A 17070-nucleotide genomic window follows, 5' to 3' on the forward strand; every position below is an offset into this window, starting at 1 on the left:
ACTTATTATTCAAATCTCAACGCTTGGATGGGGTTTAGCCCCGCCGCCCGCCGCGCCGGATAGTAGCCGAAAATAATGCCGATGGCCGCCGACACGCCAAAAGCCAAAATAATTGAAAGTGAAGATACTTCGGTGGTAGTGCCAAACTTGGAAATTATAAAAGAAGCCAGCCAGCCGATAAAAATTCCAACCAACCCGCCGATGAAAGTAAGCATCACCGCTTCAGCCAAAAATTGCCGGCCAATATCTTTCTTTTTGGCTCCAATCGCTTTGCGCAAACCGATTTCGCGCGTTCTTTCAGTGACAGTGGTTAGCATCATATTCATAATGCCGATACCGCCGACCACCAGAGAAATGCCGGCGATTGACCCGAGTAAAATCGTTAAAGTATTGGTAATGGAAGAAGCGCTGGAAATTATATCTGATTGGTTCATGGTGGAAAAATCAGCGCTCTGCGCGTCGGCAATGTTATGACGAAGCAATAACAACGAGGTAATTTCTTCCTGCGTCACTGACATGGAACTTTGGTCAACGGCTTCCACGTTGATAGTGGTGAGATATTCATTGCCCGCCAAAAACCGTTGGGCCGTGGACAGAGGAATAAAAATCCGGTCGTCCTGGTTGGAAAATCCCGTACCGCCCTTGGAAACCGTCAGGCCGATAACCTTAAACTCCGCGCCCTTAATACGAATCGTCTGCCCGACAGGATTGACATCTTCGCCAAACAGGTCGTCTCTGACTGTCGGACCCAAAACGGCCACTTTGGAAGTGTTACTCACGTTTTGGTCGGAAATAAAAACACCCTCTCCGACTTCCAGATTCTTGACGGCGGGATAAGCCGCGGTGGTGCCGATAACCTGCGTATTGGTATTTGAGCCTTTGGCTGTCACTTGATAACGACCCGCCACCTCCGACGCAACGGCCTGCACGGTGTTAATCTCATCGGCAATCGCTTCGGCATCGGCCAGCGTTAACGATTGCGCCGCCCCCCACCCTGACCTGACTTGAGAACCAACTGTCCTTTGCATGCCCGGAGTCACCATAATTAAATTGGAACCCAGCGCCTGGATGCTGGATTCAATAGTGCCGGTCGCTCCCTGCCCCACGGAAATCATTGCTATTACCGAACCGATACCAATGACAATACCTAAAATCGTGAGTCCGGAACGGGCTTTATTCATGAGCAAGGCCGAAAATGTTTCTTTAAATAGATCCGCTGAAAGCATAAAATTTTCTATTCTTTGATTTGCTGGGTTATTTTGTCTTTGGTCCAGGAACTGACGCTATCATCAACAATTTCTCCGTCTTTAATGGCGATTACTCTTCGGGCATGTTCGGCTATATACTTTTCATGAGTGATAAGAATAATGGTGCGGCCCTGTTTGTTTAAATCCTGAAAGGTCTCCAAAACAATCTCGCCGGTTTTGCTGTCTAGATTACCAGTAGGTTCGTCGGCAAATATAATCTTGGGATTATTAATAAGCGCGCGCGCAATCGCCACTCTCTGCATTTGCCCGCCGGAAAGCTGATTGGAGAGATGGTAAAAATGCGACTCGTCAAGTCCGGCGTTCTTAAGCGCCTCCTTGGCTTTTTTTTCTCTCTCCTCCAGCGGCACTTCCATATAGATTAACGGCAAAATTACGTTTTTAAGAACCGTGGCTCGCGGCAAAAGATTAAATGACTGAAAAACGAAACCGATTTTGTTTTTTCTGATATCCGCCAGCTCGTCATCGGATAATTTTGACACGTCCTGGCCGTCTAAAAAATATTCGCCGCTTGTCGGCGTATCCAAACAGCCCAAGATATGCATCAGGGTTGACTTGCCCGAACCGGACGGCCCGACAATGGCCGTAAATTCGCCATCCTGAATCGTCAGAGAAACCTCTTTAAGCACTGTCGTTTCCAATTCTCCGGCTTTATATATTTTTGTGATATTTTTACATTCAATCATATAGTTCGAATTATCTCATGCCCGGCCCGCCGCCGGATATGCCAAAAACGGAAGCGTTCGTTTTATTCCCGCCGGAAGAAGTTGTTGACGTTGAATTTTTTTGAATAGTTCTGACGATGATGATATCGCCCTCGGACAGGCCGCTTAAAACTTCGGTATATTCATCATTGGAAATTCCCGCTTCTATCTGCCGGCGCTCCGGAGAATTCTTTAAAATAATTCCGCCGGAAACGGCCGCGGCCGTGACGTCGGTTTCCGCCGCGCCGGGCGCCTCCACATAACTTACGTCGTTCTGCTGTTTGACCGCCGCGTTAGGCACGGACAAAGTATCCAGCTTGACCTCCGTAACGATGGAGGCGGAAACGCTCATGCCGGGCTTAACCCGTTCGTCCTGCGTATCAAAAACTATTTTAACGTTATAAGTCACCACACCTTGGCTGACCGTGCCGATGGCGTCAATTTCCGCCACCTCTCCGGCAATACTCAACTCTTCTACGGCGTCAAAAGTGAGTGTCGCTTTCTGGCCGGTTTTCACTTTGGCGGCATCCACTTCATTCAAAGAAATTTCGGCGATTTTCTGCTTGGTAATCAGCGTTCCCAAAACGGTTGCGGAAGAAACCGTGTCGCCCTTTTTGGCATCCACCGCTACCATCACGCCGTCAAAAGGAGCGCGCACGTAATAATCCGCGTATTTTTCCTTGGCATCCAACAACGCGTTCTCTTTCTGCTTGATGGTTAATTCCGATGATTTAATATCAAGTTCGTCAGCTCCGGCTTTGAGGTCGGCCAGCGAGCCGGTTTTTTCGGCAATGGTTCTGTCGGCGTTAATAATAGTTTCTTTATCAGTTTGTATCGTCCGTTCTATGGCCAGAAGATTGGAAAGATGGTTATTCGTCTGCCCCGTATAAGTGTTTAAATCTGATAAATAAGTGGTGGCCAGCGTTTCGGGCGTAAAATTATGTTCAATCAGCTGGTCGGCATAAAATTGGATGAGATTATTGGCGTCCTTGACGGCTTCCGCGATATTCTTGGTGGTTTCGTAAGTTTCATCAATCAATGATTCAATCACGTCGTCAGTTGAAAATCGGCTGGTGGCTTTGTAATCATTAAAATTTTCATCGTAAGCCGTCCGGGCGGTTTCATACGATTCTTTGGCGCTGTTTTTGTAGATTAAAACCTTGCCGTCATAACCCTCCACTCTGTCGGAAAAATAATCTAAATTATCCTGATTCTTGTTAAAAGTGTTGCCGAATAAAATATCGTTGAGACCGGACATCACTGTTGGCAAATCCAGAAAAACATTGGCGACATCGTTGAAACCGTCCTCATACGCTTTGACAAGGTCATCATCCGCTTTTTGTTTGGATTCTTTGGCTTGAGCTAAAGAATTTTCGGCCTGAAGAATTGACAGTTCGTCCGCCGGCTTCTTTAATTTTTCCAATGACAACTTCGCCGATTCCAGCGCGGATTCGGCGTCGCGAACCGATTTTTGCGCTTCCTTGGAATCTAACTGTCCGATCAGCGTGCCAGTTTTCACTTCCTCGCCCGTTTTCACTCCGACATAAACAAGGTCGCCGGAGATTTTCGGCGTAATGTCTATTTGATTGGATGCCGAGATTTGTCCGCTACCGAAAACGGAAGTGATAAGCGTTCCCTTGGTCACGGCTGCCAAAACATAGCGGACTTCGGCCGTGTCGCCCCAGTACGCTTTATATCCGAAATAACCGCCGACCGCGGCCAGCGCGACAATCAGGACGATGATAATTTTTCGCTTGGCTAAAAACATAAAAAATTTCTGCGTTATTGAAAATAATTATTTCTTATTGGGAAAAATATCCAACGGGCGTTCCGCCGGCGGCGTGGGCATAATTCTGATGAGCTTGGCCGCTATCTGCCCGGTGTCATTCGGCTCGCCGATGGCCACCAAAAAATCATTAATTTTAAGTTCGGCCGGCTGGATGGTTTCCTTTAAACTTTTTATCACCGTCTCACCGTTAATTAAAATTATTTTTTCAACGTCTCCGCGCCCCTTGATGACCAGCGTGGCTATTCGCTCCGGCTCTGTCCCCGCGTCAATTTTTATAATTTGCCCGAAGGTGCCATTGGCTTCGATAAAATCCTTGTCGCTCCAACCCATGCCAAACCCGCCCCGCGGGCCGCCGAAATTCTGGTGATAATTATCGCTCCAGCGGCAGAAAAAATCCGCTTTTCTGAAACCCACCATGGTGCCGGCTTTAAAAGCGGCCAGCAGAATTAACAGCGCCAGAATCGCGAAAAAAGAATACTGAAATGCCTTGGATTGGAAAAATTTATTGATATCCATAAAAATTTAATTATGAATTAATTGTTTTAAGACAAAAATGAATTTTAAATTTTTTACCGACAATTTGAGCAACTCCAAAAAAACCAACACTACCGCCAATAGTAAAATCAAGCTCATCGCCGGCAGAGTTTCCAAAAGGGACAAGGCAAAGTTCTGCCAATAAGCGGCGACAATGCCGGTATCGGAAATAATCAAGGATAAAAATTTTATAAACCCCGATTCCGCAAACCCCGCGTAAACCATTTTAAAAACCGGGACCAAAGCCACTATTGACCCCAAAAGGCCAACGGAGAAAAGGGCTAAGCGGCGTTTGACGGCCGCTAATTTACGCTCCTCCTCAAGGCGGAGCAGCGTTCTTTGGAAAAGCCCGGCCGGCGGTTCCGGAGACGGGAGGCGGGTGAATAATTTTTCGTAATTTTCGTTCATAAAATCTGGGTTATTATTAATACGAATTAAAAACGCCTTTTGGTGCGTTTCTTAAAAATGGTCTGTTTTTATAGAGTTATTCAACGGTTTCCGTAAGAATTTTTTTGAGCGCCAACAACGCGCGGCGCTGGCGGCTTTTGACCGTGTTTAAGGGCTCGCCGAGTACGGCAGCGATTTCACGAAAGTTAAAACCATCTTTGTAATACAAAAATAAAACCGCACGATATTTGGCCGGCAGCTTGTCCATGGCGCGGGCTAGCATCTGCTCTATATCCGCCCGTTCTAAAATTTCATCGGGCAAAGGAGCGGGGTCAACCAGTGTGTCTAAAATAGAGTTGCTATCGGCTTCGTCAGAGAGTTCGGAAAACAGCAGGGCTTTTTTCTTTTTTAAAAAATCTATGGCCGTATTTTTGGCAATGCTGAAAATCCAGGTTTTAAAACTTTTCCGTTGGTCAAATTTTTTAATATGTTTCCACGCTTTGACAAAAACATCCTGGGTAATGTCTTCCGCGTCCGAAGCAGTGCCGGCGTAATAATAAACAAAGCCGTAAATCGGCTTTAGATATCGCTGAATTAAAACTTCCAGCGATTTCTCATCGCCCTTGAGATACTGGCTGACAAGTTTTTCGTCGCTAATTTCCAGCATACCCAGTAGTATAGCATATTATACCAAAAATCGTCCTGAGTTTATCGAGGGACGATTTTTTGAAATGGAAAATTAAATTATTACTATTCTGTGGTCTGACCGTCAAACTCGGGCGAACTGGCCACGGCCTCTTCTTTGGTGGCGCGAACCACACCATCTTGATGATGCGCCGGGGAATAAATGGTGTAAAGTTTTAACGGCGCGGTAGCGGAAACATTAATGATGTTATGTTCGGCGCCGGCGGGGATAACCACCGCGTCGCCATCCGTGACGTCATATTCATTGCCGTCAATCATTACCTTGCCCTGACCGGATTCAAAACGAAAAAACTGGTCATTGTCGGAATGGATTTCCATGCCAATCTCTTCGTTGGGGGCAAGAGACATTAAAACCAATTGGCTGTGCGGGCCGGTATAAAGCACCCGGCGGAAATTTTCATTGGCCACGGTTAATTTCTCAATGTTGTCTTTGAAACCTTTTTTCATAAGCGTGTTGTTAATTGGTTAATTTTTGTTATTTAAAAAACACTCATAGGGTTTGCTTTTGCAAAATTTATTTTTGCTTTAACGAAGAATCCAAAAAAACAATCTTCCTTAAAATACGTTTGGGATTCCGCTTTATCTCGTGCTCCCAAAATCTCAACACTTTCCACTCGTCTCGGATAAGTTGTTTCTTGACCTTTTTGTCTCTTTCCTGATTAGCGGCAATTTTTGTTTTCCAAAACTTTGCATTGGTCTGCGGATAAGTCCGACATTTGGGGCAACCGTGCCAAAAACAGCCGTCAACAAAAACTGCTACTTTATTTTTTGGAAAGATAAAATCCGGAGTTCCAAAAATATGTCGGCCTCGACGACGCCAACCCCTAATTTTATTTGCACGAAAAAGCGTTATCAGGGCGAGTTCGGTACTTTTATTGTTCCGGCCCCTGATAGCTGCCATATTTTTTGATCTTTGTGCTTTCGTGTGAACATCTACCATTTTTACCCGGTTGATTTTCTACCTTTGCGCGAACATTCTGCCGAGCAAAACCTGCTAGTTGTCTGATAACCATTTTTGCGCGGATGATAAGCTATTCCGCAAACATCACATATTTTAGTTATGCTCAAATCACGAACTTCCTTTGCTGTTTTCTTTTTAGCGGTCATAACTATCTTTTGAAAATATTATCTCTGTGGTAATTAAGATATAAACACCTTTTGTCACTGGGCGGAATATTATATTTTCTTCCTTTTGCGAGATGAAGTTTTTTAAGGTTCAGGGGTGATATGTATGGCGAGAGAAGAATTGTTCCATCGTCTTCAAACGAAATAAATCCCTGATCAAACAACCGATCATATGTTGGTGTAAGTGCGAGTCCGTTATTATGGTCTATTTTCTCCGTCTCACTTGATACGCTCCATGGTTTTATGTGGCTTGCAATTAAAATCCTTTCATCGTTAACTCTCGTTATTATACATTCTGACGATTCTTCCATCAATTTTTGTCGGTAAGCGCCTTGTCCGATTCTTGCATCTCTTAATTGTTCCTTTTTCTCCTCTGTCAATTTTGGGTCTTGCTCAATGGCTTTTTCAACTTCCTCAACCTTAGCGGGATGATAGTAAGGGTTAAAATTATAGCTTAATGCCGGTCTAAAAAAGAATTTTATATTTCCTTTGGCATCTTTTAATTTTAAAATTGAGATATAAGAAATAATCGGAAGCGCGATATTTCTGAAAAAATCAAAAACATTGTCATCTGATTTAATGTAAAACCGTGATCTATCTTGCGGTACGGCATGGCTTATACTGAACTCTTCGTAATCAGAAAGCTCTTGTAATTTTTGGTGATATTCTTCCCATTTGCCGGAAATATCCTGCCTATATTTTTGTTCCTGTTGTTCGTACTCAAATTTGGCGTCTCCTAAATAATCCTCAAAATCTTTTTTCAGAAAAAATCCTTTTCCACTAAAGTCGCCAAAAAAATCACCGAAATCTTTTTTCTTCTGAGCACCGACATACAATTTTGCCTCTCCGTGTCCTGTTGTACCTTGGAGTTTATTGCTTTTAACAAAAGAATCAGCCAGCGGAATATTATCCACTTCATCGAGCAATTCAAGCTGTTCTCCCTTAATTTCTATGTAGTTTTCTTCGTTATTATTTGGCATATTACAAATTTATTTTTGTTGAGCTAACACCCATATTCTGTAAAATAGCCATGAGTACATTAACGACAATGCTGTTGCCCGCCTGTTTATACATTTGAGTATCACTTACAACTATGTTGAAACTATCATCAAAACCCATTAACCGCAAACATTCGCGCGGAGATAATTTTCTTATTCTTCCGCTACGCGTAATATAGTTATCCACTCCGGCACGATGCATTTTTGCCATTGTCGCAAGCAACGGGCGGGCAACAGCAAGGTCAGTCTCGGGTTTACTGTAAAAATTTTTTGTTCCGCTTGCCAAAACATATTTAGCAACTTTATCCGAAAGAAAATATTTTTCATCTACTCGCCCTGCCGGTTCAAAAACAAAATCTCCGTGCCAATTGAATTGCTGATTTGCTTTTTGGCAAAGCGCAACCTGTCCGTTAATTTGGGTATATTTCTTGTCTAGATTTTTCTGACTGGTTACAAATTTTATTCCTTTTTCAGGAAGATAATATTTATTCTCCGCTGTATCATCAAGTAAATCATGCATTGTGATTTTTAATTCAACGGGATCAGGAAACTTAAATTTTTTTTTGTTTCTGAAACCGACAACAAAAAGACGCTCACGGTTTTGTGGTATTCCATAATCTTTTGCGTTTAATACCTTCGGAAAATAGCTATAGCCAAGTTTCTTAAATGTATTTTGTATAACTTCCCATGTTTTACCGCTATCATGACTTAATAATCCTTTCACATTTTCAAAAATAAACGCCTTCGGTTTTATTTCATTAACAAGACGGGCAAATTCATAAAATAATGTTCCGCGAGCGTCTTTGAATCCTCGTCTTTTTCCAACCATTGAAAATGACTGACATGGCGTTCCGCCGACAAGCAGATCAACTTTACCCTTGAATTTTTTGCCGTCTATGTTTTGAACAAGATCAAACCAACACGAATCGTCAACATCATAGTTGGCAAAAAAACTTTCTTTTACATGCGGATCATTGTCGCAGGCAAAAACCAGCTTATGCTTAACCCGCATACGCTTTAACGCATGTTCTATTGCTCCTATTCCGCTAAATGCTGTTGCTAATTTCAACATATACTTATCTCTTAATTATATTATATCAGCTACAGAAAATTCTTGCCAGACCTCTGCTATTTTATTGATTCTGCCATGTGTCTTGGCGGGGGGCAAAAAATGGAGGGGATCAAGGGGGGAATTTTTGCCCGCGAGCAGTGCCGGGTCAATCTTCGCTTCTTGGATTTACGGATTAAATTAGGCAAAACAATTTCAAAAGCTTGTTGGGGTTTTAATTTAGGAGCCAATAAGAAAAAATCCCTTTCGGGATTTTTTTATACTAAATAAAATTATATAGCTTAAAATAATTCCCGGCGTTTAGTAATTTGCTTCGCCGGCGGGATACGCCACTCCCGATGAAAATTAAGGAAATAAAAGCGACAGTGATTGTTAAAATCATATAAAGTGGCAATTTATCCATTGACTTATGAAATCAAAATACCGGCAAAAAACAGAAAATAAAAAAGCCTCCGTTTGATGCTATCTCCGGGAGGCAAAATTCTTAGACAATCTTGCGACAGACCTATTTCGCGAGCTTTTTAGCCCTTTGTTGCGAGCTCTTCAGCTCTCTCTTCCAGCGCTTTCTTTTCGTTATTTATTCTTACAATCTCTTCCCGACGCCTTTGCTCTTTATAGGCACGCTCGGACTTCTCAAGTTTAGTATCAATTCGCCTTTTCTCGCGTTGTCGAATTCTATATAGCACGATAATCACCGCCGCGACTGAACCGCCGAGTACTGCCTCTTCCAAACTTTTAGGGATTCTATAAGTGTCGTTGTCTTCCACTGAAATTTTCGGCAAGTGACATCTTCGTCCAAGAGCCAGCTCGGTAAGTTTCTTTATTGAAGCTGGGTCAAGTTCTTGACCATTTAGACAATGGAGTTCCCCCAATGTATCAAGAATCTCAATAAACTGCGGTCTAGTCGCAATCATCCGTTTCTCCGTCTCCTCCTCTGGCGGCAAAAGCCATCTGTCGCTATACTTTTGGACAAACTGCCGGTATTCCCAACCAAGCCAGCTAAAATCCTGCAAGAACTTTTTAAATATTTCTTGCGAATGATTGAGGCGGTAAAGACGACCGAGATACTGGCAGTTTTTCCGGTCCGGTGCGAGAAACCAAAGAACCTTTTCAAACAATCTCTCATCACTCACCATCCACCACCATAAAGGTTCCCCGTAATTTTTTTCACTACCCTTGAAAAAATTCAGACACAGAACGTCAAAGGCTTTTTCTGCGATTGCCCGCCGGTTAACAGAGTTTTTTTCGCCGTTTCCATATCCATATAATCCCTCCTCGCGACAATAAAAGTTACTGTCATTGTTATACCCATCTGCGACTTCCAAAAGAAATAATACTAATTGATGGCGGTCTTTTATCGGCCATCCTTCTCCCACTAAAAGGCCATGTAAGAGGCCAAGCTTTTCGGCAAGGTAAGTAGTCTGTTCCCACCTTTTCAGCCATTCCTCAAAACTGTGCCACACCCTTGGTACAAACTTCAACAAAGGATGAACCGGTTTCTCTTTCTCTTCTTTTTTTAACTCTTCGTTCATGACTTTTCTCCTTATTTATGCCCAGTTATTTAGGGCGGTTGTCAAATACCTATTTTATAAATTACGCCTTTCTATAAATTTGTCAACCCGACACCTCTCCTGCGGGCTAATTCACCCGGCGAGACGCCGACTATAAGCCAGGTTCCCCGTAACTAAAAAGCCGTCATCCAAACGGCTTGAAATTATATCAATTTAAATTGGAGTATTGGTAATTATTAATACCATCTGCCTGTCTCTCCTGAACAAAATCCGACCTGTCCGTCCGAAGCTTCAGCGTAGGCGGGACTTTTTTCCGCGAAAATTCCGACGCTGAATTTTGATCCCATAAATACGAGATGGGCGAGGTTAAAAAAATAAATTTTACAAAGTTGAAATTATTATTTTTGATACTGAAAAACATTTTCAATCGTTTCATCAAAAACCCTGGAGATTTTAAACGCCAATCCCAGCGACGGGACATATTTGTTTTTTTCAATCGCGATAATAGTCTGGCGGGTAACGCCAACTTTGTCGGCCAATTCTTCTTGCGTCATATCGCGCATCGCCCGATAAACTTTAATCTTGTTCGTCGTCTGTTTCTCCATATTTTTTGCTGAAGTATTTATAAAAAAGAGAATAGAAGGCCAAACTGAATAAGGTTATATAGCTTAAAATAATCCCCAGCATTTCGTAATTTGCTTCTCCGAGCCGTCTGCCGATTATAATGAAAACCAGGGAAAGAAAAGCGATGGTAATCGTTAAAATTGTGTAAGTCAAACGGGCCGCACGGCCACCGATGTTTTGAATCCTCTCGTCCACTAAAACCGCCTTTGTCTTTCTTCTGACCAAGAAAAGGAAAAGCAGGCCGATTAATACTCCGGCCAAAGCTAAAACGATGTTGTTATAAACAACCGCTATGGCCACTGTGGCCGAGACAAAAGAAGCGGTCAGCACTTTCATTCTTTTAAATTGTTGGTAATTCATAGGGTTTAATTAAGTTAAGTTTATATTACTAATAGTAAAGTAAACCTTACATTAGGTCAAGCCGATTATCCACAGATAAAAATTATAAAAAATACATCCCCTTTTAGAGATGTATTTTTATATATTGTAAGGCAAAATGCCTCAAAACTTTTAAGCCCGCTTTCTACTTTTTCCAAATGTATTTAACGAGTTGCCAGCCGTATTTGGCGATAACCAATAAAATCAATAAGTAAATGACGAACTGCAGCACGTGGAGAAGAAGCGCGACAAGGTTAACCGTAATATCTTGAGCGACCTGATTGCAATCGCGTACGAATTCTTTGATGGCTGCTTTCCATGAATCTTTTAAGCTTTCTAAATCAACAAATTTGCTCTCAAAAATATCAACGCGGAAATAAGTGTATTCCAACCGGTCGAGCTGCTCTGCTTTTGACCGTTCAATTTGCTCAAGCTGAGAATTAATATTAATCCGCTCCTGCGTCAACCGCTCAATAATATTTATCTTGCTATCAATAATTTTAGCCAAACTTTCAACGTCTTGGACCCGGGTGGCCAGCGCGCTGATGTCGTCATACGCGCTGACGGCCTTTTTCAAAGTTTCGTCAATGGACGCTAATTTCTTTTCTAATATCTCCACCTCGCTCGTAAAATCATCAATCAATTTTTTTATCGTGTAAGTATTTTCCGAAAGCTCTTTTGGGTCAAGCCCTTTGATAATGGCCAAAACTTCATTGGCTTTGTCCCGCTTGGCCTTAAAAACATAGCCGCACCCATGGTCATATTCGCTGGCATTTTCAAAAATTACATCCTCCCGCGCTTTTAGGCCGGCAACCGTTGCGCAGGTTTCCTCCAGCTGGCGCGTTTCAATTGTCGCGTTATATTTGGTTACTTCAAATTCCTCGGCTTCATCCCCCGTTGCCCCGCCGTTTCCATAAATCGGCGCGGCGCTTGGAGTCGTGCCGACGTTTCTCACTGATAAACCGACTGAACCCTCTTCGCTATACTCATATTTTTTAGCAACCTCGGAGTCACTGGCATAATCATATGACGGCGCGCTTTGAGGCAAAATACTATTGGTTCGGGGTTTCCCAACTATTGAGTTAAACGATGAGCCGACCAAACGAAAAGCAATGACGATAATAATAATGGCTAAAAGCGCTAATCCGGCTATTTTTAAAACACTGGAAATTTTAAGATTAAATTTTGTTAAAAAATCCATAGAACTTTTATTTATTTTTAAATTTTTACTAATCGCCTGTTTCTATTATACCAGTAATATCTTGACCAAACAATATCACGAGAGAACTTCACCCCATCCTTGCCCGTCCGCAGCTTTTTTGCCCGACGAAGCTTAAGCGAAGGCGGAAGCGGAGGAGGATGAGCTGGACGCGGCTGGGGATATACTGGACGGCAAAATGCCGTTGAATTATTAATTGGCTTGGGTAAAAGTCCGGCCGTCAGGCGTAGCGCATTGGGGCGGGTTTGATTTCATTATAGAAAAGCCGGCCATCACGCAGGAATCAAAATCGATTACCTGCTTTAAAAGCTCTGCGCACTTTTCCCGGCTGGCCGTATCGCTCCTTGGCAGGCATTTGGCAAGCTGACCGGCAAGGGTGTTGTCCGTCGGCGATAAATCCCATTTGACAGTCTGAACGATACGATCCACCGTTGCGTCAAGGTCAAAAGCTTCACGCTCATTAGCACAAACCTGATTTTGTTCTTTGCCATAATTACCACAATTGGGATAGCACAAAACGAAATTCACTGAAATTAGTTTGCCATTTTTGGGTGTGGTATAAACATATGAAGAATAAACGCTTCCTGCCGCGCCTTCGTTTTTAACGTCAACGCAATAAATTCTGTCATCAACCATTCTTTGCGTGATTATCTTGGTTAAACTGCTTACCTCCAGCGGTGTTTCCGTGCAAGAATAAGTTCCTGATTCTACTTTTACTACCGGCGGCCATTCTTGGGTAAAAATATATTGAGTGGTTAAGTTCTCCGGATATTGAAATAAAATACCTTCGCCGCTATATTCTTTCCAAAGTTCATTCTCTCCCGAAGAAAGGACCGTAATTCCGGTTATGAGCCAGCGATTGCCAAATTTTACTACGCCAATCTCAATCGGTCGCGACCCAGCCATGCCGGTGCTTGTCATGTCTATGATCTTTCCGCTGACGTCATAAGCGCCTGACCCGAATTGCCTGATATCCGCGATTGTAATTTCATCCGGCCAGGGGCTGGAAGTCAGACGGCCGATGGCTTTAGTTGAATCAGCTTTCCATTGTGCCAGTAAAGCCGGGTCAAGAAAGTTTTTATAATTTGTTTCAATGTCCTGGCTGGCAGTAGGAGAAAGTAAAAAAACATTCTTCAATGAATGGCCAAAATCCTCAACTAAAGACCGCACAGCTGTTTCATCGGCTTGCTGATTTTTCTCCATGCTAAATTGGTGCCAGAAATAAACGCCTATCCTCGCTACGGCAACCAAGATGATAATTAGCAATATTAATCTAATTTTCTTATACATGTTTTTATTTTATCAAAAAATCGCCCTACTGGCGACTTCTTGATGTAAACTCCTGTCAACTCATCCAATTCTTCAAAATTGTATTTCAGCTTTATTTTCTTCTTAAACTCAATCTGAATTCAATTTATCTCTGTCAACTTTTGTAAACTTATGCTCCGGGGGTGGGGCTCGAACCCACGACCAATTGATTAACAGTCAACTGCTCTACCGCTGAGCTACCCCGGAATAAATAATTTCAAATTTTAAATTAATAATCCCTTAACTTTTCAATGCCTTTGAAGGTTTCTATTTTTTCCAACGCTTTAGCTTCAATTTGGCGGATGCGCTCGCGCGTGACATCAAACTCCTGCCCCACTTCCTCCAAAGTGTGCGCCACACCGTCTTCCAAACCAAAACGCATTTCCAAAATCTTCTGCTCGCGCGGCGCTAAATCTTTAATAACATCTTTAACATAATCCCGAAGAAGCTGCAAGGCGGCGGCGCGGTCCGGCGTGACATTTTTAACATCTTCAATAAAATCCTCCAGCGTGCTATCCTCGTCGCTTTCCCCGACCGAAGTTTCCAAAGAAATGGTATCCTGTGATATTTTAATAATCTGCCTTACCTTATCAATCTCCTCGCTCATCTCCGCGGCAATTTCCTCGGGCAAGGGCTCGCGGCCCAAATCCTGAATCAGCTGGCGCTCCACTTGCTGAAAACGGTTGATGGTTTCCACCATATGTACTGGAATGCGGATGGTGCGCGACTGGTCGGCCAAAGCGCGCGTAATCGCCTGCCGAATCCACCAGGTGGCGTAAGTGGAAAATTTATATCCTTTCTGCGGGTCAAATTTTTCCACGGCTCTGAACAATCCGATATTGCCCTCCTGAATCAAATCCAAAAGCGACAAACTCTTGCCCACAAATTTTTTGGCAATAGAAACCACTAAGCGCAAATTAGCTTCAATCAATCTTTTGACTGCTTCTAAATCTCCTTTATCCTTGCGCCGCGCCAAAGACAATTCTTCCTCGGTGGTAAGCAACGGTACCTTGCCGATTTCGCGCAGATACATCTGGATGGAGTCCGAGGATATTTCCGACAAATCAAAATTCTTTACTTCTTTTTCTTTGGAAGGTTTGCCTAAGGTGGACAAAATTTCTCTCCGCGACTCCCTCTGCCCCAAAATTCCGCCCTTGGGTTCTACTACGGAAACAAGCGAGTCCTCCATCTTATCCAAAAATTCCTCATACTGTTCAACGTATTCCTCCAAATCCGGAAAGGCATACAAAAGCTCGGTCTCCGTCAGAAAACCTCTGGACCTCCCTTTTTGTAATAATTTATTCAAGACCTCCTCCGGTACCCGGGCAACCGGTTTTCTGGCAATCACTCTTTTCCCTCCGGCCCTGGCTCCGCCCTTTCTTTTTTTGGCGAATTTTTTGCGCGCCAAAACTCTGCCCCTTGGTTTTTTTGAATATTTTGCCTTGAATTTTTTCTTGGGCATAAATAATTAAAATAGCAAAAAACACCAATCTCTTATTGGCGACAACTCTTAATTATCCGCTGATTGGTTTAATGTCTATATTAAAAATCAATTAATTTTTCTCCATTCTTCGTTCAATCTTTGAAGTTCTTCCGTCAGTTCGCTCATCTTGGCCGCGTCTCCCCCCTTCTCCGCCAGCTTTATCTCTTCCGCTGTGGCCTTTTTTAAATTGGCCAGATAGTTCATCCGACAATGTTTTAAAAGAAGTTCCAGCTCGGCTTCCACTTTGCCGCTTTCCGCATCGGAAAAATCTTTATCGGCTAAAAGGAGCAAACGTTCAATAAAATCGTCCTGTTCCGCCAAGTTTTTGCGGAAATCATCCAGGTCAAAACCCGTGTATTTATTATAATAGGACACCATCTCTTTGTAAATATCCCTAAGCTGTGGATTGTTAAACATCTCCGGCAAAATCACTTTTACCACTTTGGGCAAAAAACGGCTATGGCGCAGGGTTAAGCCCAAAAGCTCCTCTCCCAAAAGCGCGTTCTTGTCTATGGAAAGAAAGGCCTTGGCGTCCACTATCGGCTTGCCGACTGTCTTGGTTTTGGGGAAGCTGGAACGAAGGATATTTTCCGGGACGCTTAGCAGTTCGGCTAATCTTTGGAGCCAATGCGTCTGCTCCACCTGATTGGGAATTTTAACGATTTTAGCCAGCAGTATCTCGGCGATTTTCTTTTTGCCCTCCACTTTGGATTTGTCGTATTTTTTAAAAGTTTTTTGGAAATAATATTCCATGATGGATTCGGAATTTTTAATCGCCTCGCGCCACTGCTCCGCGCCAGCCGGTTTTGACCGCACCAGTTCGTCCGGGTCTTTGAACCCTGCCGGCAAAGTGATGACTTTTATATTTAACCCTTCGGCCAAGGCCAAATCAATGCCGCGTTCGGCCGCGCCTTCGCCCGCCGGGTCGCTGTCAAAAGCCAGCGCCAGATTATTAGTGTAACGTTTTAAAAGTTTGATTTGCTCCACGGTCAAAGCCGTGCCCGAGGAAGCAACGGCATTGGCCACTCCCCCGTCATGAGAAGCAATGACATCCATATTGCCTTCCACGAGAATCGCTAAATCATTTTTCCTGATTTCTTGTTTGGCAAAATTAAGTCCGTAAATCACCCGGCTCTTGTTATATAACATGGTTTCCGGAGTATTGACGTATTTGCCCACGCCTTCTTTCTCCGGCCCGAGAATGCGTCCCGTGAAACCGACGACGTTATTATTGGCATCCCAAATCGGAAACATCAGCCGCCCGCGGAAGCGGTCGTAAAATCCGAAATTCTTTCCGGTGCGCAGCGAAGCGGACGGGTCTTTTTTGACCGTGAGCCCGGCTAAAAAAATTTCTTCCTCGCTAAAACCTTTTTTGAGTAAAGCTTTCCCTAAACTATCCCAATTGTCCGGCGCATAACCCAGACGAAATTGTTCAATCATCTCCGCGCTCACCTGGCGCTTAGCCAGATAATCGCGGGCGATTTTCCCCGCGTCGGAATTAAGCAGGACGGCGTGGAAAAAACGCGAAGCGGCTTCGGCGACTTCCACCAATTTGGATTTTTTATCGCTCACTTCTGGATTATATCTGGTGAGTTTCACTCCGGCTTTTTCCGCCAGCAGGCGCAGGGCTTCGGGGAATTCCACGCCTTCAATTTTTTGAATGAATTTAAAAACATCGCCGCCTTCGGCGCAACCGAAACAATGCCAAATCTGCTTGTCTTTGCTGACCATAAAAGACGGCGTCTTCTCGTTATGAAACGGGCAACACGCCTTCCAATTGCTCCCCGCCTGTTTGAGTTGGACATATTCGCGGACTACCTCCACGATATCCAACCGATTTTTAATATCTTCAATGTCGGACATGGATTAGTGTTTTAATAATTTCCTGCCCAAATAAACTAAAAAATAAACAATAATTGTTAATATCAGTATATCTACGCTTAAATAAAACGGAGAACCTGGCTGATAAAT

Annotated in this window: 18 protein-coding genes and 1 tRNA gene; 1 reads left to right on the plus strand and 18 read right to left on the minus strand. The window is 43.4% G+C overall.

The window, feature by feature from the left end:
* Positions 1-5: 5 nt before the first annotated feature.
* The 10 genes from PHG22_02395 to dcm form a co-directional block, all read right to left on the minus strand.
* Complete coding sequence (locus PHG22_02395; GenBank protein MDD5490622.1) at positions 6-1226, minus strand: ABC transporter permease; 1221 nt, start codon at positions 1224-1226, stop codon at positions 6-8.
* A gap of 8 nt (positions 1227-1234) precedes the next feature.
* Positions 1235-1951: an ABC transporter ATP-binding protein gene (locus PHG22_02400; protein ID MDD5490623.1), complete on the minus strand. Its 717-nt coding sequence runs from the start codon at positions 1949-1951 to the stop codon at positions 1235-1237.
* Between the two features lie 10 nt (positions 1952-1961).
* On the minus strand, positions 1962-3737 hold the full coding sequence (locus PHG22_02405; protein MDD5490624.1) for an efflux RND transporter periplasmic adaptor subunit: 1776 nt from the start codon (positions 3735-3737) through the stop codon (positions 1962-1964).
* A gap of 27 nt (positions 3738-3764) precedes the next feature.
* Positions 3765-4274 carry a hypothetical protein gene (locus tag PHG22_02410; GenBank protein ID MDD5490625.1) on the minus strand — a complete coding sequence of 170 codons (510 nt, stop codon included), beginning with the start codon at positions 4272-4274 and terminating at the stop codon, positions 3765-3767.
* Positions 4275-4280: 6 nt separating this feature from the next.
* On the minus strand, positions 4281-4700 hold the full coding sequence (locus tag PHG22_02415; GenBank protein MDD5490626.1) for a hypothetical protein: 420 nt from the start codon (positions 4698-4700) through the stop codon (positions 4281-4283).
* A gap of 76 nt (positions 4701-4776) precedes the next feature.
* The gene (locus tag PHG22_02420) at positions 4777-5346 is read right to left on the minus strand and encodes an RNA polymerase sigma factor (GenBank protein ID MDD5490627.1); all 570 of its coding nucleotides are present in this window, start codon (positions 5344-5346) and stop codon (positions 4777-4779) included.
* 83 nt (positions 5347-5429) lie between these two features.
* Positions 5430-5831, minus strand: coding sequence for a cupin domain-containing protein (locus PHG22_02425; protein MDD5490628.1), 402 nt, complete (start codon positions 5829-5831; stop codon positions 5430-5432).
* A gap of 67 nt (positions 5832-5898) precedes the next feature.
* Positions 5899-6324 carry a very short patch repair endonuclease gene (locus PHG22_02430; GenBank protein MDD5490629.1) on the minus strand — a complete coding sequence of 142 codons (426 nt, stop codon included), beginning with the start codon at positions 6322-6324 and terminating at the stop codon, positions 5899-5901.
* A gap of 169 nt (positions 6325-6493) precedes the next feature.
* On the minus strand, positions 6494-7489 hold the full coding sequence (locus PHG22_02435) for an HNH endonuclease (protein MDD5490630.1): 996 nt from the start codon (positions 7487-7489) through the stop codon (positions 6494-6496).
* Position 7490: 1 nt separating this feature from the next.
* Positions 7491-8579, minus strand: a complete 1089-nt coding sequence (gene dcm, locus PHG22_02440) for a DNA (cytosine-5-)-methyltransferase (GenBank protein ID MDD5490631.1) — start codon at positions 8577-8579, stop codon at positions 7491-7493.
* Between the two features lie 99 nt (positions 8580-8678).
* On the opposite strand from dcm, the gene PHG22_02445 reads away from it, so the two are divergent.
* Positions 8679-8846 (plus strand): hypothetical protein, encoded by a 168-nt coding sequence (locus PHG22_02445; protein MDD5490632.1) that lies wholly within the window; start codon positions 8679-8681, stop codon positions 8844-8846.
* Positions 8847-9097: 251 nt separating this feature from the next.
* Here PHG22_02445 and PHG22_02450 read toward each other — a convergent pair whose 3' ends face one another.
* The 8 genes from PHG22_02450 to dnaG form a co-directional block, all read right to left on the minus strand.
* Positions 9098-10108: a hypothetical protein gene (locus PHG22_02450; protein ID MDD5490633.1), complete on the minus strand. Its 1011-nt coding sequence runs from the start codon at positions 10106-10108 to the stop codon at positions 9098-9100.
* 377 nt (positions 10109-10485) lie between these two features.
* Positions 10486-10692, minus strand: coding sequence for a helix-turn-helix transcriptional regulator (locus PHG22_02455; protein ID MDD5490634.1), 207 nt, complete (start codon positions 10690-10692; stop codon positions 10486-10488).
* On the minus strand, positions 10664-11071 hold the full coding sequence (locus PHG22_02460) for a DUF2178 domain-containing protein (protein ID MDD5490635.1): 408 nt from the start codon (positions 11069-11071) through the stop codon (positions 10664-10666). The genes PHG22_02455 and PHG22_02460 overlap by 29 nt, the downstream gene beginning before the upstream one ends.
* 163 nt (positions 11072-11234) lie before the next feature.
* Positions 11235-12290 (minus strand): hypothetical protein, encoded by a 1056-nt coding sequence (locus tag PHG22_02465; protein MDD5490636.1) that lies wholly within the window; start codon positions 12288-12290, stop codon positions 11235-11237.
* Between the two features lie 210 nt (positions 12291-12500).
* Positions 12501-13598, minus strand: coding sequence for a hypothetical protein (locus PHG22_02470; protein MDD5490637.1), 1098 nt, complete (start codon positions 13596-13598; stop codon positions 12501-12503).
* Between the two features lie 153 nt (positions 13599-13751).
* A tRNA-Asn gene (locus PHG22_02475) sits at positions 13752-13823 on the minus strand.
* A gap of 22 nt (positions 13824-13845) precedes the next feature.
* Entirely contained in the window at positions 13846-15078 is a 1233-nt protein-coding gene (locus tag PHG22_02480) for a sigma-70 family RNA polymerase sigma factor (GenBank protein MDD5490638.1), read from the minus strand.
* A gap of 87 nt (positions 15079-15165) precedes the next feature.
* Entirely contained in the window at positions 15166-16962 is a 1797-nt protein-coding gene (gene dnaG, locus PHG22_02485; protein MDD5490639.1) for a DNA primase, read from the minus strand.
* Positions 16963-17070 lie beyond the last annotated feature (108 nt).

This window comes from Patescibacteria group bacterium (assembly GCA_028716045.1).
Taxonomy (GTDB): domain Bacteria; phylum Patescibacteriota; class Patescibacteriia; order JAQUQO01; family JAQUQO01; genus JAQUQO01.